This is a genomic window from Curvivirga sp. (genome assembly GCF_965219885.1).
Lineage (GTDB): Bacteria > Pseudomonadota > Alphaproteobacteria > UBA8366 > Aestuariispiraceae > Curvivirga.
The window spans coordinates 124,089-149,519 of the sequence record NZ_CBDCOT010000008.1 but is presented as its reverse complement, the minus strand read 5'-3'; the positions used below and the strand labels follow the sequence as shown (position 1 = coordinate 149,519).

Below are 25,431 nucleotides of genomic sequence, written 5' to 3'. Positions count from 1 at the left end.
GAAAGAAGAAGGATTTAAATGATTAAAATAATTTCTAGAGCGGGGTTTAGCATATTTATCTAGTAAAATGCAAAAGGGGAATTCTATAATCTCTAGGTCTTCCTTCATTATTTCTCTTGATGTAGTGTAAAGTTAACTAAACGGGGGAAGATAATTGTTGCAGGCAAATAAGTATATTACAGATATACTCGACTTTAGGATGTTTTCATCGCTGCATGAACATGTATCTAACGTCATTACTATTGAAATAAACCGAGTTAGTCTTTGGCGTCCAGTTTTTCTTGGGATTGGTATCTTACTTTATTTTAACGCGAATTTATCCGGTGATTTAGGTTGGAAAAGTATTTTGGTTATTTTTCCTGTGATCCTACTTATTTATTTAACTTATAAAAAATCGCATTCTCTTTTAAGATTAGGGTTATCTAGTATATTATTGATAATAATCGGTTTTTTATTGACTGAGTTTCGTAGTTATATGGTCGCTGCACCTGTTGTTCAAAAGCAAATTAAACATGTGAGTATTCAAGGAAATATACAAAACATCGAATTGTATGAGAATAAGTATCGTTTAATTATAGCAGATATTGTTAGTGAAGAATTTATATCCAATCAAACACCACATAAAATAAGAGTTTCTATTCCTTCCTCCCATATGGAGAATGATTTACAGATTGGGGATAGGATCTCCCTGAAAGTGAGCTTACGGCCGCCACCTAATCCTTCGACGCCTGGTAGTTATGATTTTGCTAGAGCCATGTGGTTCAAAGGTATTGGTGGTATAGGTTATAGCACTAGCAAAATTACCTTGTTAGAACATCAAAGAAACCAAGGTTTATGGGATGTTTTCACTTCTAAGTTAACTGGTTTTAGATATTATGTTACTCAACAATTTTTAAAACCGAGTCAGTTTCAGAATAGTAATTTACCAGGGGTAAGGGCGGCTTTAGTCACAGGTGAACGTAGCCAGATAACTTCCCATACATATGATGTTATACGTGATGCTGGATTAGCTCACTTATTAGCGATCTCAGGATTACATCTTGGCTTGATAGCTGTTTTGGTTTTTGGCGGATTGCGACTGTTATGGTCTTGTATTCCATTAATAGTATTGAATTTTAATACAAAAAAATATGCGGCTATATGTGCAATTTTTGTGTGTTTTGGATATATGCTTTTATCGGGTTTAACTATTCCAAGTCAGCGTGCATTCCTAATGTTAAGTGTGGCTTTTCTTGGAGTTGTTTTAGATCGTAATGTTATCTCATTACGTCTTGTTTCATTTGCGGCCTTGATTGTTCTGCTTATACATCCAGAAGCAATATTAACGGCTAGTTTCCAATTGTCATTTGCTGCGGTTATCGGGTTGGTTTCAGTTTATGAAGTGAGTTATATGAAAGACTTATATACTTATCTTCAACAAAATTATTTTAAAAGAATGATGGGGTATTTTCTGTTTCTATGTATAACAACCATCATAGCGACATTGGCAACGGCACCTTTATCTACCTATCATTTTGGACAATTGGCGAGTTACGGTATTTTAAGTAATTTGATTGCAGTTCCATTAATGGGGATGATTGTAATGCCCTCCGCGTTAATGGCATTTATTCTTATGCCATTTGGTTTGGAGGCTGTCGGGCTATATGGAATGGACTTTGGTCTATCTATTATTTTGGAAATAGCAATATGGGTTTCTCAGCTTGAAGGCGCTGTTATTCATATCAGCCGCTATAATCCCGCAATTTTAACTATTATTATAGTATCATGCCTTTGGTTATGTTTATGGAAAAGTATAATCCGTTTCCTGGCAATACCTTTCGCCATATTTTCATCCTTGATTCTGTATTTACCTATCGACAAAGAAATACTTATTTCGTCTCAGGAGCAATTATTCGGAGTTTATTTAAATGGATCAGATGCCTATATAACAACTTCCAACCGACATCAGTTCATCAAAGATCAATGGAAGGACCGGTGGGCTATTGATGAATTTCAACCTCTATCTGCATTAGGTAAGAAAATTGAGTATATACTTATTGGTTTTAATGAAGATATATGCACAAAGAATGGCTGTCGATTATTCTTAGATGATCATTTAGTCTTCTATACAATATCAAAATCGAACGCATTAGAAGCTTGTGACATTCCAAATAGTATCGTGATTTATCCTGTTGGTTTTATCAATTGCGACGATAAAGATGTCATAGTTATTGATCGCGGAGATATAATTAGAAACGGCGGGTATAAGATTTCGTCTGTTAATGGAGAACTTGATATTCAAAGTGTTCTTGAAGATAGATCTAACTACCCGTGGCAGCTAGTCAGAAATAAAAAAGGGAGCAGTTGAAGCTCCCTTAAAAATCTTAATATTTACGTAGCAAACCAACAAGCCGACCCTGAACATCAACCTGGTCCGGTCCGTAAATCTGTGTGCGATATTTAGCGTTGGCAGGTTCCAATTCAATTTGACCTGCATTTTTGATGAAACGCTTTAATGTCACCTCTTCATGCTCGACAAGAGCAACAACAATATCGCCATTTACAGCTGTTTCTGTGCGTTCAATGATAACTGTATCACCATCAAGGATACCTGCCTCAATCATTGAATCACCATCAACTTCCAGCGCATAATGATCACCCTTACCAAGCAAGGTCACAGGTACTTCAACAAGCATAGATTGATCGCGTAAGGCTTCAATAGGTGTGCCTGCAGCAATACGTCCATATAATTGTAACTGAACGGAGTTACCGCTGCCGCGCAACATGGACTTACGTGTCCCTAATTCTTGACGGCGAATACTTTCCACACGACGGTTACGGACAGGTAGCTCTTCAGGAGAGGTGTTTTCAGGGAGTTTAATAACTTCCAGAGCGCGAGCACGGTGGGGAAGACGGCGTAGAAAACCACGTTCTTCCAAACCTGTAATCAAACGATGAATACCGGATTTAGATTTTAGTTCAAGTGCATCTTTCATTTCATCAAAAGATGGGGACACACCAGAATCCTGAAGTCGTTCATGAATGAATAGCAATAAATCATATTGTTTGCGCGTCAGCATTTTATTTTCTCCTGACTACCAAATTCTTTACGATTTTGTTCTTTTAATGAATTGAAATGGTAATCAATTTAAATGTAAAGAATAGGTAGTTATGTAGAACAAACTGTAAACTAATACTGTTCTACTTGTGTTCGCATATACTGTCAAGCGCTTGTTGATATTTTGGTTTCGTAATGAAAAGTTGTATTTTAATATCAATCTCTTCTATAGAGAAAGTAAGCTATTTGGTAACTCTAACACTTCAACCATATCACCTTTTTTTATCGCCTTTGCGAAAGGTGGGCGAATAACTAGTGCTTGGGCTTTGGCTAATTTTGCAAGCATGGCACTATCTTGCTTTGAATATGGTGTTGCAATTAATTCACCATTGTCTCCAACATCAACGACTGAACGAAGGTAATCTTCACGTTGATCATTTTCATCAAGATCACAACCAATTTTCGCTATTTTCTTTGAATGAAAGATTTCCGCATGTAGTCCAAGCATTTTTGCAAGAGCAGGGGCAACAAACATCACTGAACAAACAAGTGTTGATACGGGATTTCCTGGTAAACCCAACATTGGCGTGCCATTTAGCTGACCAAAAATTAGTGGTTTTCCTGGGCGCATAGCAATTTTATAAAAATTAATATCTAGGCCATTTTTACCTAAAACGGATCGAATAAGATCGTGATCTCCAACGGATGCACCACCTGTCGTTATTAACAAATCAGCTGAAGCTGCACCTGCTGCCATATTTTTCAAACTTTCAGGGGTGTCCTTTGCAACGCCCAGCAAGATTGGTTTCCCGCCAAGGGTTTTGATTGCAGCAGCTAAACCCAAACTATTTGAGCTTACAACCTGATTAGGGCCGACAGGGTCACCTGGCATTACCACTTCATCACCTGTGGCAAGAATAGCAACAGTGGGTTTCTTATGGACCATGATCCATGGTCGATTCATAGCAGCAGCAAGGGCCACATCACGGGCGGTTAACAAACGCCCTTTTTGCAATAGTATATCACCTTCAGCAAAGTCGAGGCCGGCTGGGCGAATAAAACGTCCTTCCGGTTCTGATTGAAGGATAGTTACTTGCTCACCCTCACGTTCAGTATTCTCTTGTATTACGATACAATCAGCACCTTTGGGGACGGGCCCGCCTGTAAAGATACGTATAGCTTCACCGGATTTTACTTCAGCATTGTAAGAGCCACCTGCTGGCGCTTCGCCAGCAACAGAAAGGGTTGTCGGTACAGATTGAATATCAGTATGTTTAACAGCGTATCCATCCATCGCAGAAACATCCATGGGTGGCTGGGTGCGACGTGCGCTCAAATCTTCTGCTAGAACACGACCAACGGCTTCTGTTAACGGAATTTGCTCCGCGGGCATGGTTTCAATATTGTTAAGAATATTAGATTGAGCGTCTTTTACTGAGAGCATGAATATATCCGATAACTATTGAGCCGTATAATCGCCCGACTTACCGCCCGCCTTGTGAACGAGACGAATATTAGTAATTTGCATTGATTTTTCAGCGGCTTTCAACATGTCATATACAGTTAAAGCAGCTACAGAAACTGCTGTTAAGGCTTCCATCTCAACACCTGTGCGCCCTTTAAGCTTACAAGTTGCCTCAATATCAACAGCATAATCTTGCTCATTAAGCTCCAACGTGACTTTTACAGATGTTAGGGCGAGGGGATGGCATAAAGGAATAAGATCCGGTGTTTTCTTTGCCCCCATGATGCCGGCAAGTTGGGCAACTGTTAAAGGGTCTCCTTTTTTTACATCACCGACCTTAATTAAGTTTAATGTTTCTGGTGACATCGAGACCTGACCACGTGCAGTTGCAATACGTTCTGTAACCTCTTTTGGTGAAACATCCACCATTACAGCATTACCATCTTGATCAATATGCGTTAAATTTGACATATAACTTCCTTTAAGCCGCACCAAGTAAGGCTTTAGTTGCTGATGTAACATCTTCTTTTCGCATTAAAGATTCACCAACTAAGAAACAGCTTGCGCCAATTTTCGACATGCGTAAAAGATCATCATGTGAATAGAGGCCACTTTCAGCGACTAAAAGACGGCCATCATCCAATACGGTGGAAGCCAATTCTTCGGTTGTTGCTAAATCAATATCCAGAGTTTTCAAATTGCGATTGTTTACGCCCATTAATGGGGACTTTAACTTCATCGCACGTTCCAATTCCTCAGCATTATGAACTTCAATTAACACATCCATATTTAGGTCATGTGCAACTGTTTCTAGCTCCAATGCTTGACTATCAGATAAGCAGGCCATAATCAGCAATATACAATCAGCGTTGATCGCGCGGGCTTCATATATTTGATAAGGATCCAACATAAAGTCTTTGCGAAGAACGGGGAGTTGACATGCCTCGCGTGCAGATTTCAAAAAATCTTCGTGACCTTGGAAGTATGGTTGATCAGTTAAGATAGATAAACAAGTCGCACCGCCTGCTTCATACGCTTGAGCGAGTTCAGCTGGATGAAAATCTTCACGGATCAACCCTTTGGATGGGGACGCTTTCTTAATCTCGGCTATCAATCCATATTCATCACTATCTGCTTTTGCTTTTAATGCATTGTAAAAGCCACGCACAGGTAAGGCAGTTTTTGACAATTGCATCATCTCATTTTCTGAGATTTTACTTTTACAAGATGTTATATGTTTTTGTTTTTCTACACAAATATTTGCGAGTACGTCGCTCATTATTTTAATCCTGCGATTTCTACGAGTTTTGCTAAAGCAGCTTTTGCCTGACCATTGTCAATGGAGGCAGAGGCAATTGAGATACCGTTTTTCATGTCATCTGCCTTACCAGCAACAACCAAAGATGCTGCCGCGTTATATAGAACAACGTCGCGATATGCACCATTTTCACCATCTAACAATCGGGTGATCGCAGCGGCATTTTCCTCAGGCGTCCCACCACGTAGGTCTTCAAGTGTAACTTCATTCAAACCAACATCAGAAGGATGCATTTCAAACCTGTTTAATCTACCATCTTTGTATTCACAAATCTGGGATGTTCCAGTTGTGCTTAATTCATCCAAGCCATCCGCACCATGAACAACCCATGCATGTTCTGCCCCTAAATCACCAAGCGTTTGCGCCATTAGATCAATAGTATCAGCGCGATAAGTACCAATCATATAGCGTTTTACAAGAGCTGGGTTTGATAATGGGCCAAGTAAATTAAAGATTGTGGGCACGCCCATTTCAATGCGGGTTGGTCCCACGTTACGCATTGCTCCATGATGACGTTGTGCCATCAAGAAACCAATATTGGCTTCGCGCATTGCTTTTTCAACATTCTCAAAATCTGTATCTAAGTCCAAGCCAAGGCAAGCCAAAGCATCAGCTGTGCCGGATTTTGATGAAGAGGCACGATTACCATGTTTTGCGACGGTCACACCAGAACCAGCTACCACAATGGCCGTAGCGGTTGAGATATTAAGGGTGTGAGCCATATCACCACCAGTGCCTACAATGTCAATTGCACCGTCAGGAGCTGACACAATATGAGCCTTCGCACGCATGGTTTTTACTGCGCCTGTGATTTCATCTTGCGTTTCACCGCGAAGCTTTAAACCCATGAGAAAAGCGCCCATTTGTGAAGGTGTCGCATCACCAGACATCATAATATCAAAAGCTTGGGCAGCCTCATCAACATTAAGGGTCTCATTGTTCGCAATCTTTTTCACAAAATGTTTGAAATCAGGCATATCCATTTTCTGATCCGATCTCTCTATTACTATATAACGATTTTTATTGTTTCGTAATGTTAATGAAGTTTTGCAAAATTGTATGCCCACCTTCAGAGGCAATGCTTTCCGGATGAAATTGAACGCCATGCAACTCGTAATCACGATGTTGAAGCCCCATAATAACTCCATCTTCAGTCTCTGCCGTAATTTCCAGACAATCGGGCAGGGTTTCTTTTTCCACCACCAAACTATGATAGCGTGTACATGGAACACTACTATTCACGCCTTTAAATACACCTTTATTATCATGCAAAACCGTTGAAACTTTACCATGCATTGGAGGTGATAAACGGATGATCTTACCCCCGAAAGCCTGACCTATTGATTGGAGCCCAAGACAAACTCCCATTAAAGGGATTTTACCTGCAGCTGCCTTGATCAAATCCAAACAGATACCTGCACGTTCTGGATCACAGGGACCAGGAGAAATGACAATTCCATCAGGCTGAAGAGCCATAGCCTCATCAACGGTAAGGGCATCATTACGATGAACTACTGTTTCTGCACCTAAATCGCCCAGATAATGAACCAAGTTATACGTAAAGCTATCGTAATTATCGATCATCAAAAGCATGATTTTACCCTGTAAGAATAGTCAAACTCATATTTCTTAAAGGAATTTATAGCAGTCTTCATCGACCAAACAAGCTGACATCCACACAAGTGAGCTTTTTTTCTATATAATTTGCGAAATGGTTTTAGAATCGCGTAATTTTGTATTGATCTTGTTTCTATCTTTAAGGTTTAAAATTTCATCATGAAGCTACGAATGTTTTCTATCATTCTCGTAATACTCATACTCGGTGCAGCCAGCGGCTTACTCCTTGGTGAATTATTGGTTAATGATAATGAGAATGGAAGCGAACAGGCACAGATACCGACTAAAGAACAATCAAAGGTAAGCGAAGATATCCTCGAAGAGCCTATCTCCACCTATGAAGATGTTTTACCAAGTAATATTCCGGAGATTGATCACGATTTGGAAATAGCAATATTGCCCGATGAAGTTATTTTGCCAGAACCTGTCGAAGAGCCGGAACAAAAAGCATGGGAAATTAATGCCTTACCTTTTGACATGCATAAGATTGATGGTCGTCCAGCCATAGCAATTGTTATTGATGATGTTGGCGTGGCCCAGTCATGGACGAGGAAAGCAATCCAAATGCCTGCACCAATGACCATGTCCTTTATTCCTTATGGCCGCAATCTAGATGAACATGTTGCTAATGCCCGTGCGATTGGCCATGAAATTATGCTGCATTTACCAATGGAACCTAAAAATCCTGATGTAAACCCAGGTGATAATGCGCTAATGACCAGCCTTGATGGTATCGAACTGGTGGATAGAATGCTTTGGAATCTTGAGCAATTTGAAGGGTATATGGGTGTAAACAATCATATGGGGAGTAAATTCACCGCAAATGCAGAGGGTATGGGGATTGTTTTAAATGAGATGAAATTGCGGGGATTATCATTCATTGACTCCGTAACTTCTGGAGATACTGTAGGATATAAGATTGCTCAAGCCATTGGTGTTCCAACAACAACCCGCGATATCTTTCTCGATCATGTCAGAACGGAAGAAGCCATATGGAAGCAGCTAACTAAGGTTGAAACTCTGGCGCAAGAAAAAGGAACCGTATTGGCTATCGGGCACCCTCATAAAGAAACCATTAAAGTGTTGAGTGAATGGGCTCAGGACTTGGAGGCACGTGGTTTTATCATGGTACCTGCAAGTGTAATTCTTAAAATAAGAAACGGCTACCCATCTAAAGATGTTGTAGCCGTTCAAGATTAAATTAATTAATAATTCGAATCTTAATTACTGCTATTAGAAGCAAAACGAACTGCTTCTTGGGCTGCACGTACCAGTGCCTTAGATTTGTGATGACATTCCATATATTCTGATTCCGGATCAGAATCAGCAACAATACCTGCACCTGCTTGAACAAACATCTTTCCATCTTTTACAACGGCCGTGCGAAGGGCGATACAAGTGTCCATATCCCCATCTGCACCAAAATAACCAATGCAACCTGCGTAAATACCACGTTTTTCTTTTTCTAGTTCATCAATGATTTCCATTGCTCGAACTTTTGGGGCACCAGAGACGGTTCCTGCAGGAAAGCCTGCCATTAAGGCTTCCAAGGCATCCATATCGTCACGAATTTCACCTTCAACATTGGAGACGATATGCATGACGTGACTGTAATTTTCGATAAAGAATTTATCTGTTACGTTTACTGAGCCAATCTTTGAAACACGCCCTACATCGTTACGACCCAAATCCAATAACATCAAATGTTCAGCACATTCTTTTTCATCAGCTAATAAATCTGCTGCTAATGCTTTGTCTTCAGCAGGTGTCGCACCGCGCGGACGTGTACCAGCAATTGGGCGAATAGTTACTTTGTCATCCCTTACACGTACCAAAATTTCAGGGCTCGACCCAACAATGGAGAAATCTTTGAAATTTAAATAGAAAAGGAAAGGGGATGGATTTGTGCGACGCAAAGCGCGATATAAAGCGAAAGGCGGCAATTCAAACGGTGTTTCAAAACGTTGGCTTAAAACTACCTGAAAAATATCGCCAGCCAAAATATACTCTTTGGCCTTGGCAACCATATCAAAGAATTCTTCACGACTAGTATTAGAAGCAGCTTCAGGTAAATCCATATCTTTACTGATTGCATAGTTACCATGAGGGATAGCACGTGTGAAATCACCGCGAATTTCTTCTAGACGCTCATGTGCTAGCTCATAGGCAGCATTCGCAGAAATACCATCTTCCGGCCGCACGGGGGTAACAACTGTCACCATATCTTCAATGCTATCGAAAACTGCCATTACGGTTGGACGTACAAAAATACCATCCGGGGTATTCATACTATCAGGATTTACATCGGGTAGCTTTTCAACCAAGCGAACAGAATCATATGACATGTAACCTACCAGACCAGCTGCCATCGGTGGAAGGTTTTCCGGTAATTCAATACGAGACTCTTCTGCAAGAGAATCTAATGATTCTAATGTTGGTTTTTCTTCAGGGAGGAAACTATGAGCATCGATCCGGGCTTTACGATTGATTTCTGCTTTGTTTCCAAAACAACGCCAGATGATATCAGGTTTCATACCGATAAAGGAATAGCGGCCACGAATCGCACCACCTTCAACAGATTCAAGGAGGAAACTGTTCGGGCGGCTTTCTGCTAGTTTTAAAAAAGCAGAAACTGGTGTTTCCAAATCCGCAACAAGTGTTGTCCATACCAGTTGAGGCTGACCAGCATTATATTTTGCCTCAAACTCGTTAAAGGAAGGATAGGAGTCCATTGGTCGTATTCCTGTATATCTTATATTTATCAGTATTGAAGGTTAGTTAAATTATTCACTAGGCCTTGATTAACGGTCACGGAATGACGTTCACGAAGAGCTGAGCTGTATTGTTGGATAAGGTCTGTTGTCATACCTGCTAATGTTGCCTCATCAATCTCTTTGATTGTTGCACTATCCGCAGAGAAGGTCGGCACATTGATTTGATCTAATTGACCAACGTAATATGCGTTTCCTGCAAGACCTGTTGCAGCGGAGCCAACTGCTTCGCCAAACAATGTCTGGATAAGGGACGCTGGCAATTCATCATGACGTGTGGAGGCTGCAGGGCGTGCTACGTCAGTAGCAAATTTAACATCATTTGAAATACTGTTAAGTTTTGCGCCTTCATTAAGTTGTGCAAGAACAGCATCAGCTTTTTCTTGAGCTTTCAATCGACGTTGCTCAGCAATCCAAAGAGCGATGGCTTCATCTTTAACTTCGTCTAATGTCTTGATGCGAGTCGGAGTTAATCCATCAACACGCAAGATAAAGAAACCATCATTTCCATCATCTTGTAACAAGCTATCAAGGCCTTCTTCTGTATCAAATGTAAATCTGATAAAAGATGCAGGATTAGGAAGATCAGTCAGGAAGTTACCAGACATGTCTTTACCGGATTCATCAATACCTTCTATAGTAACTAAAGTAAGACCTGCTTGGTCAGCTGCTTCTTCCAACGTCGCCCCACCGCCAATCGCATCATCTAATTGATTAGATAGCTCATAAGCTTCGTTCACAGCTTGTTCACGTGCAAGATCATTACGAATGTCGGTTTCTACATCCGCTAGAGGTGTGGCTGTTGCATCTTTAATCTCTGTTACAGTAACCAAATGCCATCCAAATGGGCTTTCAACCGGGGCTGAAACTGCACCTAATGCAAGATCAAATGCGACATTTCCCAAATTTTCATCAGGCACTTCTGCACGGGTCATTGTGCCAAGGTTGATTTCGTCTTCGCCTTGATTTGCAGCTTCAATAGCTACTTCAGCAAAGGATTTTCCTGCTTCTATTGATTCTTTTGCAGCTAAGGCCGCTGCTTCATCACTTAGCAACATGAGCTGAATTGTACGTTGCTCTGCATCGGTGAATTGATCTAGGCGTTGCTCATAGCTTTCAAGTATAGCAGCGTCTGAAATTTGAATATCCGCCGCAATCATATCAGGGTCAATTGCAATGTAACTGACTTTACGATAATCAGGCGCACGAAAACGTTCTTTGTTAGTCTCATAATAGCTATTTAAAGCATCTACGGATGGTTCAGAGATTGCTTCATTTTCATCAATCGCGATTGAGATATAGGAAATATCGCGTGTTTCTTTTTGGAATTTATATAGGGCTTTTGTTGCAATGTCAGACGTGGCAACACCTGCGCTCACAGAATCAAGCAACATATTTGCAACGACATCTTTGGAAACAAGATTTTCAAAGTAAGCAGGGTTATAACCTTGATTTGCCAAAGAAAATTCGTAACGGTTACGATCAAAATTACCTGCGGCATCTTGGAAATCAGGAGTATCACGAATTGTACGACCAATAACTTCCGCTGTTGGAACCAAATTCATCTGACGTGCTTCTTCTTCGTAAGTAGCGCGCGTCACCAATTGATCGACGACAACGGCAGGAAGATTAATATTGCCCAGCATTTCTTGGCTAAACCCACGTGCACGAAGGCTTGCTTCCTGCTGACGGAGCTGAACAAGGAATTCTTGCTGTGTAACTTCGGTCTTACCTGCATTTGCAACAGATTGCCCAGCAGAGTTTGGAGAGAAAATGTCACCTATTCCCCATGCTGCGAAACTGAGTACCAAAAGGCCCATCAAAACTTTGACGACAATTGAGCCGCCCTTGTCACGAAGCTGCTTTAACATTGAAATTCCTATATTCGAATATGTAAAACCAAAAAGAATAACTATTACAGAGAGTAATTCTATATATTTATAGTTCACTCTAAATAAAAGAGGAGCGCATATTAAAAGGGGAAAGCAGGGCGGGCAATAGCCAATTCCCTATTGCAGGTCAGAATCACACCTAATTTACTAAATTACTGCTCTGAAAAGATGATATTGGACATGACTTGGCGAAAGCTAAAGCACATGTTATGCAATTGCTACTATGTGATTCGTGAGGCGAACATCTAATCATTAAGAGGTTATTTATGACTTTTAAGCGTAAACCAGTTGTGGCTGGGAACTGGAAAATGAACGGTTTGAAAGAAGAGGGCATTGAGTTGGCGCGTAGTGTCGTCGATGGTTCTTCCAATCTGAGCTGTGAGATTATTGTTTGCCCATCTTTTCCGCTGTTACATCCAGTTTCTGAAGTTTTAGAGAATGATATAAAGCTTGGTGCCCAGGATTGTCATTTTGAGCCAGGTGGTGCGCATACTGGGGATGTAGCAGTTTCTATGCTTGTGGATGCCAATTGCAGTCATGTAATTCTTGGGCATTCCGAACGTCGTGCTGATCATGGTGAAACTGATAATATCGTAAAAGCAAAAGCTGAAGCGGCTTATGCAGCAGGCCTTGTTGCGATCATTTGTGTTGGTGAAACACAAGAGCAACGTGATCAGGGCTTAACGATGGCTACGATTTCAACGCAGTTAGATGCATCTGTTCCCAATGATGCGACAGCTGATAATACCATTATTGCATATGAGCCAGTTTGGGCAATTGGTACAGGCCTAACAGCCACCCCAGAAGATGCACAAGATGTCCACGACCATATACGGACATATTTAAAAACCAGCCATTCTTACGAAGTAACGGAAGGTATGCGCATTCTTTATGGTGGTTCGATGAAGCCTGAAAATGCTGCAGACCTTTTAGCTCAGCCAGATATTGACGGCGGTCTGATTGGCGGCGCTGCATTAAATGCTGATTCTTTCCTTGCGATCGCCAAGGCAGCATCTGATTCATAAAGTTTTATACAAAACAATCATTTTCTGCTGGTAATATAAGATAACTACCTGTAGAAACATACGGACCGTCGTTAGGCGCCTTATTTTCTTTTGCGCTATCTACATCGGTTCATCTGAAATTTAGATTAAGACAGGATGCGATTCCATGGAAACGGTTTTGCTGGTAATTCATTTATTGATTGCTATTGCTTTGGTAGCTGTTGTTCTCGCTCAACGTAGTGAGGGCGGTGCTCTTGGTATTGGTGGTGGCGGTGCAGGCGGCGGTATGATGTCCGCACGCGGCGCAGCGAATCTTTTGACACGTACAACGGCAATTCTAGCTGCAGCGTTTTTTATCAGCAGTATTGGACTTGCAATCTTGGCGAACCAAACTCGTGAGCCATCCTCAGTGTTGGATGTTGTTCCGGCTGCGACCGAGGCGGTTGAAGAAATTACAACCCCACAGGTTCCAGACTCACAATAAGAGTTATCATAAAGGCGGCGTTACAAAACAGCCGCCTTTTTTGAGATTGATGCAGAATAACTTTGTTAAGTTTTTCTGTGTTTTAACTATTTAAAACTAGATTATGAACGCTGTTTGATGTTTCATATCGGCAAACGTAATTTTAAGGGATCAAGGTAGATATTCTTCCATGGCGGCTAAATATATTTTCATCACTGGCGGTGTTGTTTCTTCTCTTGGTAAAGGGCTTGCTTCGGCAGCTCTTGGTGCGATTCTTCAGGCGCGCGGTTACAAAGTACGTCTTCGTAAACTGGATCCGTATATTAACGTCGATCCAGGTACGATGAGCCCATATCAACATGGCGAGTGCTATGTAACCGATGACGGTGCGGAAACTGACTTGGATTTGGGACATTACGAACGTTTTACAGGTGTTTCTTCTCGTCAATCTGACAACGTGACAACAGGTCGTATTTATTCTGAAGTTCTCGCGAAAGAACGTCGTGGTGACTATTTAGGCGGGACAGTTCAAGTTATTCCGCATATCACTGATGCAATTAAAGAATTTGTTCAGTCTGATGTAACGGATGAAGATTTTATTCTCTGTGAAGTAGGCGGCACTGTAGGTGATATTGAAAGCCTACCTTTCCTAGAAGCCATTCGTCAGGTTCGTAACGATTTGGGGCGCGCTAATACCTGTTATTTGCATGTAACTCTTTTACCTTACATTTCTGTCGCGGGTGAGTTGAAGACAAAACCCACACAGCATAGTGTGAAAGAATTGCTTTCAGTTGGTATTCAGCCTGATATCCTTCTTTGTCGTGCGGATACAGAGATTCCAAAAGGCGAAAAACGTAAGATTGCGCTTTTCTGTAACGTTAAAGAAGAATGTGTGATTCCTGCCTTAAACGTTGATACGATTTATGACGTTCCAAATGCATATCATAAAGAAGGTTTGGATGTAGAAATCCTGCGTCATTTTGACATGTTGGAAGCTGGCAAAGAAGACGATGTGGATCTGAGCCGCTGGGATAACATCGTTGATCGTGTACGTAATCCAGAAGGTGAAGTGAATATTGCCGTTATCGGTAAATATGTAGAACTTCTTGATGCTTATAAATCTTTGAATGAATCTTTAATTCACGGTGGCATTGCAAATAATGTTCGCGTGAATATTAATTGGATTGAATCTGGCCGTTTTGAAGATCAAGACCCTGCTGATCATTTGGGGGATATGGATGCGATTCTTGTTCCTGGTGGTTTTGGAGAGCGTGGTGCGGAAGGTAAGATTGCGGCTGTAAAATATGCTCGTGAAAACAAAGTGCCTTATTTTGGAATTTGTTTTGGCATGCAAATGGCCGTGATCGAAGCTGCACGCAATTTGGCAGGTATTACTGATGCAGGTTCCTCTGAATTCTCTGACTGTAAAGAACCAATCGTCGGTCTACTAACGGAGTGGAAAAAGGGGAACCGTGTCGAAACACGTGCTGATAACTCAGACATGGGTGGTACGATGCGTCTTGGTGCATATCCATGTGCCCTTGTTGAAGGAACAAAAGCACACGAAATTTATGGTGGCTCTTACGTAGAAGAACGCCATCGTCATCGTTATGAAGTGAACGTGGCGTATAAAGATCGTCTGGAAGCGGCAGGTATGAAATTCTCTGGCCTATCTCCAGATGGTGTATTGCCTGAAATCGTTGAGATTCCCGATCACCCTTGGTTTGTTGCTGTTCAGTATCATCCTGAACTTAAATCCCGTCCGTTTGAGCCACATCCATTATTTAGCAGCTTTGTTCAAGCTGCGATGGAAAAATCTCGTCTGGTGTAGGATTGAAAATCGAAAAGCGGGTCTTATGTCTAAAGCCCGCTTTTTATTTATTATTTTAAAGAGGATAGAGCCATGACTGCCCCTCATCATATTAAACTAGGTGATATTACTATTGGTAATGATTTGCCGTTTGTTTTATTTGCTGGCCCATGCCAAATGGAAAGTCGCGAACATGCTTTCGATATGGCGGGTAAATTAAAAGAAATTACAGATAAGCTTGATATTGGTTTTGTTTATAAAAGCTCTTTTGATAAAGCAAACCGTACATCTTTAAATACCAAGCGCGGTCTTGGTCTTGATGCGGCGTTGAATATTTTTTCTGATATTAAAAAAGAACTTGGCGTGCCAGTCCTAACAGATGTGCATGAAGCGTCTCAATGTGCAGAGGTAGCTGATATTATTGATATTATTCAAATACCCGCATTTCTGTGTCGCCAGACAGATTTACTGATTGCTGCAGCTCAAACCGGTAAGGTTATCAATGTCAAGAAAGGTCAATTTCTTGCACCTTGGGATATGAAGAACGTCCTTGATAAAGTGATCCAGTCAGGCAACGAAAATGTCATGGCATGTGATCGTGGCACAAGCTTTGGCTATAACACATTGGTTACTGACTTCAGAGGTTTACCTGAAATGGGGCGCACTGGACAACCTGTTGTATTTGATGCGACTCATTCTGTGCAACAACCTGGTGGTCAAGGTGGTACATCTGGCGGACAACGTCAGTTCGTACCAGTTCTTGCACGTGCTGCGATGGCTGTTGGTGTTGCTGCTGTGTTTATGGAAACGCATCAAGATCCAGATAATGCACCATCTGACGGCCCAAATATGGTTCCAGTAGATCAAATGGAAGAACTACTTTCAATTATGAAGCAGTTTGACACAATTACGAAATCAAACCCGGTCTATATTGGCTGAGTTAACTCACTTTCCTAAACCTAAGCGAAGAAAAGGTATTAGTCGATGGCTACAATTCTAGACATTCAAGCTCGTGAAATTTTAGACAGTCGCGGTAATCCAACTGTTGAAGTTGATGTGGTATTGGAAGATGGCTCAATGGGCCGTGCTGCTGTACCAAGTGGCGCGTCCACTGGCGCCCATGAAGCTCATGAACTTCGCGATGGTGGCGAACGCTATCTTGGTAAAGGTGTTCAAAACGCTGTTGATAACGTGAATGGTGAGATCTTTGATGCGTTGATCGGTTTTGATGCAACTGAGCAAGTTGAGCTTGATTATAAATTAATCGAATTAGATGGCACAGAGAATAAAAGTCGTTTAGGCGCCAATGCAATTTTAGGTACATCTTTGGCACTAGCGAAAGCAGCAGCAGAATCCACAGGCATGCCATTATACCGTTATGTTGGTGGAGCTTTTGCGAAAACATTGCCTATCCCAATGATGAATATCATCAATGGTGGTGAGCATGCGGATAACCCAATCGACATTCAGGAATTCATGATCATGCCTGTATCTGCAGGTAGCATGGCAGAAGCAATTCGTATGGGTGCAGAAACATTCCATGCATTGAAATCTGGTTTAAAAGCAGCTGGTCATAATACAAATGTTGGCGATGAGGGGGGCTTTGCACCAAATTTAGGTAGTGCAACAGAAGCACTTGAATTTATCACACGCTCTATCGAAGCTGCTGGGTATAAGCCTGGTGATGATATCGTTCTTGCATTAGATTGTGCAGCGACTGAATATTATGAAAACGGTAAATACAATTTGAAAGGTGAGGGTAAAGTCCTCGACGCTGCTCAGAATGTTGATTACTTAAAAGGCTTGTGTGATGCATTCCCAATCGTATCTATCGAGGACGGAATGTCCGAAGATGATTGGGAAGGTTGGAAAGCCCTTACAGATACATTAGGTAATGACGTTCAATTGGTTGGTGATGATCTATTTGTAACAAACCCAGCACGTTTGGCGGACGGTATTGAACAAGGTGTTGCGAATTCTATTCTGATCAAAGTGAACCAGATTGGTACATTGACTGAGACCTTGGAAGCCGTTGATATGGCACATCGCGCAGGTTACACAGCTGTTATGTCTCATCGTTCCGGTGAAACAGAAGATAGTACAATTGCAGATCTTGCTGTTGCTACAAATTGTGGTCAGATCAAAACTGGTTCTCTTAGTCGTTCCGATCGTATTGCCAAATATAACCAATTAATTCGCATCGAAGAAGAACTAGGTGATGCAGCTGAATATGCTGGCGGCCCAGCTGAATAAATCAGTTGTAAATAAAGTATAGTAGGTGAGGGCGTTGTATATTTGCAACGCCCTTATTTTTTGGGAAAAAAGTCCTGTTTTAGGATTCACAAATAAAACGAACACCCTTATGATAGCGTCATCAATTAAGAACAGGGTAAAAAATGTCCATTTTAGTGCGTGAAATCAAACATCGCTCCCGCCAGATTATCTTTCCGGTAGTCGGTATCGGGCTTATTGGGTATTTTGTATATCACTCTGTGCAAGGTGATCGTGGTGTAATGTCCTATATGCGTATTGCAGCTGAGGTGTCTCGTACCGAATTGAAGTTAGAGAAGCTGCAAACAACACGTGAAGATCTAGAACATCGTGTTTCTTTATTACATCCAAAAAGTTTGGATCGCGATATGCTTGAAGAACAAGCACGCTATACCCTAAACTATGCTAATCCAAATGATGTGATTATTATCGACCGATAGAAATGTATTAATATATCGCTTATCTTGTTTTGAGCTGGCAATTTTTTTGTCAGCTTTTTTTATATTTCAATTTAATAATTCTTTCTCAATTCTCGTTATATGATTGTTTTTAAATAAGAATATAAAATTATCCAAAAATTGATATTAACCATTTTATAGTTAATATCAATAATATTGTTATTTTTCAATAATTTAATGACCATTGACATGAAAGCATGTTTCGGTTTAACACTAAAGCAGAAATAAGAAGGCTAAATTTGTAGTTAAAAATGCAAAATAGTCAGAACCATCAAAGGGAAAACATCATGGTCAAAAAAGCCGCTGCCAAGCGCAAACCTGCACGCAGTTCTGCTGCGAAAGGTGCGAATGTAGATCCTGAACAACTAAAATCTGATTATCGCGAGATGCTTTTAATTCGCCGCTTTGAAGAAAAAGCCGGTCAATTATATGGTATGGGCCTAATCGGTGGTTTTTGTCACTTATATATTGGTCAGGAAGCTGTGGTAACAGGAATGCAATCCTGTATCACACCGGATGACGCTGTTATCACAAGTTATCGTGATCACGGTCATATGCTTGCATGTGGTATGGATGCACGCGGGGTGATGGCAGAACTTACCGGACGAGAAGGTGGCTATTCAAAAGGTAAGGGTGGCTCCATGCATATGTTCTCCAAAGAAAAGAACTTCTATGGAGGCCATGGTATCGTAGGAGCACAAATTCCACTAGGAACAGGTATCGCATTCGCCATGAAATATAACGAGACAGATAATGTATGTCTTGCTTATATGGGGGACGGCGCGGTTAACCAAGGTCAGGTCTACGAAGCCTTTAATATGGCAGCTCTATGGAAACTTCCCGTGATTTATATCATTGAAAATAATAAATACGGTATGGGGACATCGGTTGAACGTTCTTCTGCCAGCGGTGCTGATCTCCATAACCGTGGTAAGGCGTATGGTATTCCCGGGATTTCCGTTGATGGTATGAAGGTAGAAGAAGTACGTGAAGCAGGGCAAAAAGCTGTTGCGCATTGTCGCGCCGGTAAAGGCCCAATCATTCTTGAAATGAATACATATCGTTATCGCGGCCATTCCATGTCAGATCCTGCAAAATATCGTTCGAAAGAAGAGGTGACTAAGGTGAAAAGCCAAAGTGATCCTATCGAACATGTGCGTGAAATGATCCTTACAGGTGGTCATATGTCTGAAGACGAGTTGAAGGTGATTGATAAAGAAGTAAAAGCAATCGTTTCCGATTCTGCAGATTTCGCACAAACAAGCCCAGAGCCGGAAGCATCCGAGCTATGGACAGATATTTTGGTAGACGCTTAAGCGCAAAGATAAGGATCTAGATTATGACAGTTCAAATTCTTATGCCGGCGCTTTCGCCGACTATGACAGAGGGTACTTTGGCTAAATGGCTGGTCAAAGAAGGTGATGAAGTCAATGCAGGTGACGTGATCGCTGAAATCGAAACAGATAAAGCAACTATGGAAGTTGAAGCTGTTGATGAAGGCGTTATGGGGAAAATCCTTATCGCAGAAGGCTCTGAGGAAGTTGCTGTAAATACACCAATCGCAATTTTGCTGGAAGACGGTGAAGATGCATCGGCAATTGATGCAGCATCAACATCTGTTGCACCATCCACCGCGCCAGCTGTTGAGGAAACAGCATCTGCACCAGCGGCAACATCAGCACCTACAGTTGAAATTGTTGAAGCGGAAAAAGAATGGGATGGCCCTGTTAAAACATTGACCGTTCGTGAAGCACTTCGTGATGCTATGGCAGAAGAAATGCGTAATGATGAAGGTGTCTTCCTCATGGGGGAAGAAGTTGCTGAATATCAAGGCGCTTATAAAGTATCCCAAGGCTTATTGGATGAGTTTGGAGCCAAGCGTGTGATAGATACACCAATTACCGAGATTGGTTTTGCAGGTGTTGGTACAGGCGCAGCTTATATGGGACTAAAGCCAATTGTTGAATTTATGACATTCAACTTCGCGATGCAGGCAATGGACCATATTATCAACTCCGCTGCGAAGACATTATATATGTCTGGTGGTCAGATGGGGGCACCAATGGTGTTCCGTGGTGCCAACGGTGCTGCGTCACGTGTGGGCGCGCAACATTCGCAATGCTATGCTGCCTGGTATGGTAGTGTACCTGGTCTTAAAGTCGTTGCACCATATAGTGCTGCTGACGCTAAAGGCTTGTTGAAATCTGCTATTCGTGATCCAAACCCAATTGTTTTCTTGGAAAATGAGTTGATGTATGGCGTAAGTTTCGACGATGTTCCTGATAGCGAAGACTGGACTGTGCCAATTGGTAAGGCAAAAGTTGTTCGCTCTGGTACAGATGTGACAATTACCGCTTTCTCAATCATGGTTGGTAAAGCTCTTCAAGCTGCTGACGCTTTGGCAGAGCAGGGGATTAGCGCAGAAGTTATTGACTTGCGTACAATTCGCCCATTGGACACAGCAACAATTGTAAATTCCGTTAAAAAGACAAATCGTTTGGTAAGTGTTGAAGAAGGTTGGCCAACATTTGGTATGGGTGCGGAATTAGCAGCGACAATGATGGAACAAGCATTTGATTGGTTAGACGCACCTGTAACACGTGTAACAGGTAAAGATGTTCCACTACCTTATGCGGCTAATCTTGAAAAACTCGCATTACCGCAACCGGAAGAAATCGTCGAAGCAGCCAAAGCTGTTTGTTATAAATAATTGGTGAAGAAGGAGAATTATCATGCCGATTAAGGTTCTAATGCCTGCACTTTCACCAACAATGACCGAAGGCACATTAGCCAACTGGCTTGTGAAGGTTGGAGACGAAGTTTCTGCGGGGGATGTGATTGCCGAGATTGAGACAGACAAAGCGACAATGGAAGTTGAAGCTGTTGATGAAGGTACTGTTGCAAAGCTGCTTGTTGACGCTGGGACGGAGGGCGTTCCCGTAAATGAACTTATCGCTGTTCTTGTCGAGGAAGATGAAGATATGTCAGCTGCTGAAGGTGTAACCGGTGGTAGTGTATCTGCACCAGCTGCAGTACCCGCGGAAGAAACACAGTCAGCTGCAGTTCCACCAAGTGCGGCACCAGCTACCGTTGTGTCTACAACAAGTAGTGGCGACCGCATCTTCGCATCACCATTAGCAAAACGTATTGCATCTCAAGAGGGGTTGGATCTGTCAAAAATTTCAGGTTCTGGTCCACATGGCCGTATTGTAAAAGCTGATGTAGAAACAGCCTTGGCTTCCGGTTCTGCAAAAGCGGGTGCTGAAGCACCTGCGGCTACGGCGACTAAATCGGCTCCGGCACCTGTGTCTACAGACAATCCGTTTGAGCCGGAATTTGAATTGGTATCCATGAACAGCATGCGTAAAACAATTGCGCGTCGTTTGACGGAATCCAAGCAGAATGTTCCTCATTTCTATCTTTCTGTCGATTGTGAAATCGATAAACTTCTTGCTTTGCGTAAAGAATTAAACGATCAGGCTGATGGCAAATTCAAGTTATCTGTAAACGATATTGTGATTAAAGCTGCGGCTGTTGCACTTCGTAAAGTGCCTGCGGCAAACGCGTCATGGTCTGATGAAGGGTTAAAACTTTATAAGCAAGCTGATATCTCTGTTGCTGTTGCGATTGATGGTGGTCTGATTACACCAGTTATTCGTGATGCAGGAAATATTGGACTAGAGAAAATCTCTAGCGATATGAAAGAACTTGCAAGCAAAGCCCGCGAAGGCAGATTGATGCCAGAAGAATTCCAAGGTGGAACATTCTCTATTTCCAATCTGGGTATGTTTGGTATTGATAACTTCCAAGCCGTTATTAATCCGCCGCAGGCGTGTATCTTGGCAATTGGTGCTGGTAAGCAACAACCAATCGTTAAAGATGGTGAATTGACAATTGGTACAGTGATGACAGCAACCTTATCTGTAGATCATCGTGCAGTTGATGGCGCTGTAGGTGCTGAATATTTGAAAGTCTTCAAATCCCTCATCGAAACACCGATGGGTATGATGCTTTAAGCGGTAATATATAATGTCTGGTGCAATTTCTCTTCAAGGTAAGCTGGCACAATTCGCTGATCATTGGTCACCGAAGCGTATTGCGCAGGTCAATGATTTTGACGTGAAGATTGTCAAAATTGAAGGGGAGTTCACCTGGCATAAACATGACGATGAAGACGAATTGTTTCTGGTGGTTGATGGCGAGATGACCATTCAATATCAGGATCGTGAAGATGTAACTCTTAAAGCTGGTGAATTACATGTGATCCCGAAAGGGGTGTTGCATTGTCCAATCGCAAAATCTGAATGTTCTGTTCTATTACTAGAGAAATCTGGCGTAGTTAACACAGGTGATGCAGAACAAAGCGACCTCACCAATGCTGTAGAAGACATTTAAGGCAATGCCTTGCCTCTATCAGGAGATGAAAAAATGGCAGATCAAAATTTTGACGTCGTAATTGTGGGTGCTGGTCCAGGTGGATATGTAACAGCGATCCGTGCGGCCCAGTTAGGCCTAAAAACAGCAGTCGTAGAAGCCAATCACTTAGGGGGTATTTGTTTGAACTGGGGCTGTATTCCAACAAAAGCGTTGCTTCGTTCTGCAGAGATATTCCGTTTTATGGGACATGCGGGTGAATATGGCCTTTCCGTTGAAAAGGCTGGCTTTGATTTAGAGAAAATCGTTGCTCGTAGTCGCTCAGTGTCCAAACAACTTTCTCAAGGTGTTGCACATCTTCTAAAGAAGAACAAAGTTACTGTGATTGATGGCTGGGGTAAGCTTGCAGGCGGTGTCGCTGGTGCGCGCAAAGTAACTGTTGAGAAAGACGGTAAAGTTTTTGATACGTTAACTGCAAAGAATGTAATTTTGGCCACAGGCGCACGTGCACGCGAATTGCCGGGCCTTGAAGCAGATGGAAAGCTTGTATGGACCTATAAAGACGCGTTGGTACCAAAAGAAATGCCAAAGTCTTTGCTTGTTATGGGATCCGGTGCGATTGGTATTGAATTCGCAAGTTTCTTCCACACATTAGGCGCTGATGTAACTGTTGTTGAAGTTATGGACCGTATTATGCCTGTTGAAGATAAAGAAATCTCAAAGATGGCCGAGAAGTCCCTAACTAAGCAGGGTATGAAGATTAAAACAGGTGCGACTGTCAAAGGTTTTAAAAAATCAGCAAATAACGTCACTGTCACAGTTGAGAAAAATGGTAAGACTGAAGATATCATCGTGGACCGCGTGATTTCGGCTGTTGGTATTGTTGGTAATGTCGAAAATATCGGTATTGATGGAACCAAAATTAAAGTTGATCGCACCCATGTTGAAGTTAATCAATGGTCAGAAACAGCAGAAAAAGGCGTTTATGCAATTGGTGATTTAGCGGGCCCTCCATGGCTTGCCCATAAAGCTGAGCATGAAGGTGTGATCTGCGTTGAAAAGATCGCAGGCGTTAAAGGTGTTCACCCACTAAACACAAAGCGTATTCCTGGCTGTACATATTGCCACCCGCAAGTGGCATCCGTTGGTTATACTGAAGATGCAGCCAAAGAGGCCGGTTATGATATCAAAGTTGGACGTTTTCCATTCATTGGGAATGGTAAAGCAATCGCGCTTGGGGAGCCGGAAGGTTTAATCAAGACAGTGTTTGATGCCAAGACAGGTGAATTACTAGGTGCACATATGATTGGCGCGGAAGTAACTGAGTTAATTCAAGGTTATAGTATCGCTCAAACACTTGAAACGACTGAAGAAGATTTGATGCATACGGTCTTTCCGCATCCAACATTATCAGAAATGATGCATGAATCTGTTTTAGATGCATTTGATCGTGTAGTGCATATGTAATTGATTTTATTGTGAAGAGGGGAGTTTATAGGTGATTTCCCCTCTTCAAGATAAAATATAAATAAAACAAAGATAAAATTTGATCTTTTGTAAATTGAGTAATAGTAATATATAGATAGAGAAATGGAATTGGCGCGAATGGGATAGCGACATGATGAAAATTGATGTTCCTCATATTATTTCCACGAAAAAACAAATGGAGTGGAGTAACAATAAGTGGACGCATGTCTTAATTGTGAAAACCGATTTGGCTTTGGATAATGATTCCGAAGACTATAATGCAGGTGATTTACAGTTATTACTGAAAAATATCAGTACTGCACTGAAATCACGTAAAACCGGTTTTGACAAAATTAAGCTTGAAGAGATTTAAGCTTAAAGCTTTCTCAGCCTTTAGATATCTATAGTTTACTTTACTTACGCTGCATGTGGAGATATACCTTCTTTGTTGTGGGGATTTCGCATACAATAAAAAGTAAAGGGCGCAGAAATGTCTGATAGTCTAATAAAGCCAGTTGAAAAACCAAAACACCGACATCCCGAAAAAAGAAACCGTCCAGATAATCCTATTCAGCGTAAACCCGAATGGATCAGGGTAAAAGCGCCTGTTAGCAAGGATTATCGTAAAACTGCGTCTTTGGTACGGGAAAATAACCTTGTCACCGTCTGTGAAGAAGCCGCATGCCCAAATATAGGCGAATGTTGGGCAAAAAAGCATGCTACATTTATGATTATGGGCGAGATTTGCACGCGCGCTTGTGCTTTCTGCAATGTAACAACGGGTAAACCAAACGGTTTGGATATTTTTGAACCTTATCGAGTTGCAGATTCAACCGCGAAATTAGGCCTGGAACATGTGGTGGTTACATCTGTTGATCGTGATGATCTTGATGACGGTGGCGCACAGCATTTTGCTGAAACTATTAAAGCGATTAGAGAACGTGCCCCCAATACAACTATTGAAATTCTGACACCTGACTTTAAAGATAAAAAAGGTGCATTGGAGATCGTTGTCGAAGCCCGTCCAGATGTATTTAATCATAATCTTGAAACTGTGCCGCGCCTCTATCCAACCATTCGTCCTGGCGCACGTTATTATACATCCTTAAACTTGTTAGATCGTGTAAAACAACTAGATCCATCAATTTTTACAAAATCTGGTATCATGGTCGGCCTTGGAGAGACCAAAATCGAAATCCAACAAATGATGGATGATTATCGGGCTGCAGATGTGGATTTCTTGACGGTCGGTCAATATTTACAACCAACTCCTAAACATGCGGCTATCGACAAATTTGTTACGCCAGAAGAATTTGAAAATTATGCCACAATGGCACGCGCAAAAGGGTTTTTGATGGTGTCCTCATCTCCATTGACACGTTCAAGCTATCTGGCCGGTGATGATTTTGCAGAGTTGCGCAAAGCACGTAATGAACAGCTTGCAAAAACAGCGGAATCTTCAAAATAGTTCATATATCATTTTC

Annotated in this window: 23 protein-coding genes; 15 read left to right on the top strand and 8 right to left on the bottom strand. The window is 41.7% G+C overall.

The genetic code is table 11. The annotated features are described in order from the left end of the window. Positions 1-154: 154 nt before the first annotated feature. Complete coding sequence (locus tag ACOQOA_RS03325; RefSeq protein ID WP_420547233.1) at positions 155-2,347, top strand: ComEC/Rec2 family competence protein; 2,193 nt, start codon at positions 155-157, stop codon at positions 2,345-2,347. Between the two features lie 16 nt (positions 2,348-2,363). On the opposite strand, the gene lexA is transcribed toward ACOQOA_RS03325, so the two are convergent. The 6 genes from lexA to ACOQOA_RS03295 all read right to left on the bottom strand — a co-directional run bounded on the left by lexA (position 2,364) and on the right by ACOQOA_RS03295 (position 7,413). Further along, a complete protein-coding gene (gene lexA, locus ACOQOA_RS03320; RefSeq protein WP_420547232.1) occupies positions 2,364-3,059 on the bottom strand; it encodes a transcriptional repressor LexA in 696 nt (231 codons plus the stop codon). A 204-nt stretch (positions 3,060-3,263) separates the two neighbouring features. Next, positions 3,264-4,481, bottom strand: a complete 1,218-nt coding sequence (gene glp, locus ACOQOA_RS03315; RefSeq protein ID WP_420547231.1) for a gephyrin-like molybdotransferase Glp — start codon at positions 4,479-4,481, stop codon at positions 3,264-3,266. Positions 4,482-4,496: 15 nt separating this feature from the next. After that, positions 4,497-4,973, bottom strand: a complete 477-nt coding sequence (moaC, locus tag ACOQOA_RS03310) for a cyclic pyranopterin monophosphate synthase MoaC (RefSeq protein WP_420547230.1) — start codon at positions 4,971-4,973, stop codon at positions 4,497-4,499. 10 nt (positions 4,974-4,983) lie between these two features. After that, a complete protein-coding gene (trpC, locus tag ACOQOA_RS03305; protein WP_420547229.1) occupies positions 4,984-5,781 on the bottom strand; it encodes an indole-3-glycerol phosphate synthase TrpC in 798 nt (265 codons plus the stop codon). Next, entirely contained in the window at positions 5,781-6,803 is a 1,023-nt protein-coding gene (gene trpD, locus ACOQOA_RS03300; RefSeq protein WP_420547228.1) for an anthranilate phosphoribosyltransferase, read from the bottom strand. Before trpD ends, trpC begins: the two co-directional genes overlap by 1 nt. A 37-nt stretch (positions 6,804-6,840) precedes the next feature. Further along, on the bottom strand, positions 6,841-7,413 hold the full coding sequence (locus ACOQOA_RS03295) for an anthranilate synthase component II (RefSeq protein WP_420547227.1): 573 nt from the start codon (positions 7,411-7,413) through the stop codon (positions 6,841-6,843). Between the two features lie 183 nt (positions 7,414-7,596). Between ACOQOA_RS03295 and ACOQOA_RS03290 the strand changes: the two genes are divergently transcribed. Continuing rightward, entirely contained in the window at positions 7,597-8,637 is a 1,041-nt protein-coding gene (locus tag ACOQOA_RS03290) for a divergent polysaccharide deacetylase family protein (protein ID WP_420547226.1), read from the top strand. Between the two features lie 20 nt (positions 8,638-8,657). On the opposite strand, the gene trpE is transcribed toward ACOQOA_RS03290, so the two are convergent. Both trpE and ACOQOA_RS03280 read right to left on the bottom strand, forming a co-directional pair. Continuing rightward, positions 8,658-10,169: an anthranilate synthase component I gene (gene trpE, locus ACOQOA_RS03285; RefSeq protein ID WP_420547225.1), complete on the bottom strand. Its 1,512-nt coding sequence runs from the start codon at positions 10,167-10,169 to the stop codon at positions 8,658-8,660. Positions 10,170-10,198: 29 nt separating this feature from the next. Continuing rightward, entirely contained in the window at positions 10,199-12,079 is a 1,881-nt protein-coding gene (locus tag ACOQOA_RS03280) for a SurA N-terminal domain-containing protein (RefSeq protein ID WP_420547224.1), read from the bottom strand. A 287-nt stretch (positions 12,080-12,366) separates the two neighbouring features. On the opposite strand from ACOQOA_RS03280, the gene tpiA reads away from it, so the two are divergent. The 13 genes from tpiA (at position 12,367) to lipA (ending at position 25,415) form a co-directional block, all read left to right on the top strand. Beyond that, complete coding sequence (tpiA, locus tag ACOQOA_RS03275) at positions 12,367-13,125, top strand: triose-phosphate isomerase (protein ID WP_420547223.1); 759 nt, start codon at positions 12,367-12,369, stop codon at positions 13,123-13,125. A 145-nt stretch (positions 13,126-13,270) separates the two neighbouring features. Then, a complete protein-coding gene (gene secG / locus ACOQOA_RS03270; RefSeq protein WP_420547222.1) occupies positions 13,271-13,588 on the top strand; it encodes a preprotein translocase subunit SecG in 318 nt (105 codons plus the stop codon). Positions 13,589-13,757: 169 nt separating this feature from the next. Next, positions 13,758-15,398, top strand: a complete 1,641-nt coding sequence (locus ACOQOA_RS03265) for a CTP synthase (protein WP_420547221.1) — start codon at positions 13,758-13,760, stop codon at positions 15,396-15,398. A gap of 72 nt (positions 15,399-15,470) precedes the next feature. Next, the gene (gene kdsA / locus ACOQOA_RS03260; protein WP_420547220.1) at positions 15,471-16,316 is read left to right on the top strand and encodes a 3-deoxy-8-phosphooctulonate synthase; all 846 of its coding nucleotides are present in this window, start codon (positions 15,471-15,473) and stop codon (positions 16,314-16,316) included. Positions 16,317-16,361: 45 nt separating this feature from the next. Then, on the top strand, positions 16,362-17,630 hold the full coding sequence (eno, locus tag ACOQOA_RS03255) for a phosphopyruvate hydratase (RefSeq protein ID WP_420547219.1): 1,269 nt from the start codon (positions 16,362-16,364) through the stop codon (positions 17,628-17,630). 143 nt (positions 17,631-17,773) lie between these two features. Further along, positions 17,774-18,088, top strand: a complete 315-nt coding sequence (locus ACOQOA_RS03250) for an FtsB family cell division protein (RefSeq protein ID WP_155153442.1) — start codon at positions 17,774-17,776, stop codon at positions 18,086-18,088. A 305-nt stretch (positions 18,089-18,393) separates the two neighbouring features. After that, entirely contained in the window at positions 18,394-19,422 is a 1,029-nt protein-coding gene (pdhA, locus tag ACOQOA_RS03245; protein WP_155153115.1) for a pyruvate dehydrogenase (acetyl-transferring) E1 component subunit alpha, read from the top strand. A 23-nt stretch (positions 19,423-19,445) separates the two neighbouring features. After that, a complete protein-coding gene (locus ACOQOA_RS03240) occupies positions 19,446-20,816 on the top strand; it encodes a pyruvate dehydrogenase complex E1 component subunit beta (protein WP_420547218.1) in 1,371 nt (456 codons plus the stop codon). Between the two features lie 22 nt (positions 20,817-20,838). Then, the gene (locus tag ACOQOA_RS03235) at positions 20,839-22,122 is read left to right on the top strand and encodes a pyruvate dehydrogenase complex dihydrolipoamide acetyltransferase (RefSeq protein WP_420547217.1); all 1,284 of its coding nucleotides are present in this window, start codon (positions 20,839-20,841) and stop codon (positions 22,120-22,122) included. Positions 22,123-22,135: 13 nt separating this feature from the next. Beyond that, positions 22,136-22,501, top strand: coding sequence for a cupin domain-containing protein (locus ACOQOA_RS03230; protein ID WP_420547216.1), 366 nt, complete (start codon positions 22,136-22,138; stop codon positions 22,499-22,501). A 33-nt stretch (positions 22,502-22,534) separates the two neighbouring features. Beyond that, on the top strand, positions 22,535-23,947 hold the full coding sequence (gene lpdA, locus ACOQOA_RS03225) for a dihydrolipoyl dehydrogenase (protein WP_420547215.1): 1,413 nt from the start codon (positions 22,535-22,537) through the stop codon (positions 23,945-23,947). Positions 23,948-24,098: 151 nt separating this feature from the next. Beyond that, on the top strand, positions 24,099-24,320 hold the full coding sequence (locus ACOQOA_RS03220; protein WP_420547214.1) for a hypothetical protein: 222 nt from the start codon (positions 24,099-24,101) through the stop codon (positions 24,318-24,320). Between the two features lie 117 nt (positions 24,321-24,437). Further along, positions 24,438-25,415 carry a lipoyl synthase gene (gene lipA / locus ACOQOA_RS03215; protein WP_420547213.1) on the top strand — a complete coding sequence of 326 codons (978 nt, stop codon included), beginning with the start codon at positions 24,438-24,440 and terminating at the stop codon, positions 25,413-25,415. Positions 25,416-25,431 lie beyond the last annotated feature (16 nt).

Excerpts from the sequence above, each read along its gene's own strand:
- ACOQOA_RS03250 (WP_155153442.1), top strand. The coding sequence starts at position 17,774 with ATGTCCATTTTAGTGCGTGAAATCAAACATCGCTCCCGCCAGATTATC.
- tpiA (WP_420547223.1), top strand. The coding sequence starts at position 12,367 with ATGACTTTTAAGCGTAAACCAGTTGTGGCTGGGAACTGGAAAATGAAC.
- glp (WP_420547231.1), bottom strand. The coding sequence starts at position 4,481 with ATGCTCTCAGTAAAAGACGCTCAATCTAATATTCTTAACAATATTGAA.
- lexA (WP_420547232.1), bottom strand. The coding sequence starts at position 3,059 with ATGCTGACGCGCAAACAATATGATTTATTGCTATTCATTCATGAACGA.
- ACOQOA_RS03280 (WP_420547224.1), bottom strand. The coding sequence starts at position 12,079 with ATGTTAAAGCAGCTTCGTGACAAGGGCGGCTCAATTGTCGTCAAAGTT.
- secG (WP_420547222.1), top strand. The coding sequence starts at position 13,271 with ATGGAAACGGTTTTGCTGGTAATTCATTTATTGATTGCTATTGCTTTG.
- moaC (WP_420547230.1), bottom strand. The coding sequence starts at position 4,973 with ATGTCAAATTTAACGCATATTGATCAAGATGGTAATGCTGTAATGGTG.
- eno (WP_420547219.1), top strand. The coding sequence starts at position 16,362 with ATGGCTACAATTCTAGACATTCAAGCTCGTGAAATTTTAGACAGTCGC.
- ACOQOA_RS03235 (WP_420547217.1), top strand. The coding sequence starts at position 20,839 with ATGCCGATTAAGGTTCTAATGCCTGCACTTTCACCAACAATGACCGAA.
- ACOQOA_RS03220 (WP_420547214.1), top strand. The coding sequence starts at position 24,099 with ATGATGAAAATTGATGTTCCTCATATTATTTCCACGAAAAAACAAATG.
- kdsA (WP_420547220.1), top strand. The coding sequence starts at position 15,471 with ATGACTGCCCCTCATCATATTAAACTAGGTGATATTACTATTGGTAAT.
- trpD (WP_420547228.1), bottom strand. The coding sequence starts at position 6,803 with ATGGATATGCCTGATTTCAAACATTTTGTGAAAAAGATTGCGAACAAT.
- pdhA (WP_155153115.1), top strand. The coding sequence starts at position 18,394 with ATGGTCAAAAAAGCCGCTGCCAAGCGCAAACCTGCACGCAGTTCTGCT.
- ACOQOA_RS03295 (WP_420547227.1), bottom strand. The coding sequence starts at position 7,413 with ATGCTTTTGATGATCGATAATTACGATAGCTTTACGTATAACTTGGTT.
- lipA (WP_420547213.1), top strand. The coding sequence starts at position 24,438 with ATGTCTGATAGTCTAATAAAGCCAGTTGAAAAACCAAAACACCGACAT.
- ACOQOA_RS03290 (WP_420547226.1), top strand. The coding sequence starts at position 7,597 with ATGAAGCTACGAATGTTTTCTATCATTCTCGTAATACTCATACTCGGT.
- lpdA (WP_420547215.1), top strand. The coding sequence starts at position 22,535 with ATGGCAGATCAAAATTTTGACGTCGTAATTGTGGGTGCTGGTCCAGGT.
- trpC (WP_420547229.1), bottom strand. The coding sequence starts at position 5,781 with ATGAGCGACGTACTCGCAAATATTTGTGTAGAAAAACAAAAACATATA.
- ACOQOA_RS03230 (WP_420547216.1), top strand. The coding sequence starts at position 22,136 with ATGTCTGGTGCAATTTCTCTTCAAGGTAAGCTGGCACAATTCGCTGAT.
- trpE (WP_420547225.1), bottom strand. The coding sequence starts at position 10,169 with ATGGACTCCTATCCTTCCTTTAACGAGTTTGAGGCAAAATATAATGCT.
- ACOQOA_RS03240 (WP_420547218.1), top strand. The coding sequence starts at position 19,446 with ATGACAGTTCAAATTCTTATGCCGGCGCTTTCGCCGACTATGACAGAG.
- ACOQOA_RS03265 (WP_420547221.1), top strand. The coding sequence starts at position 13,758 with ATGGCGGCTAAATATATTTTCATCACTGGCGGTGTTGTTTCTTCTCTT.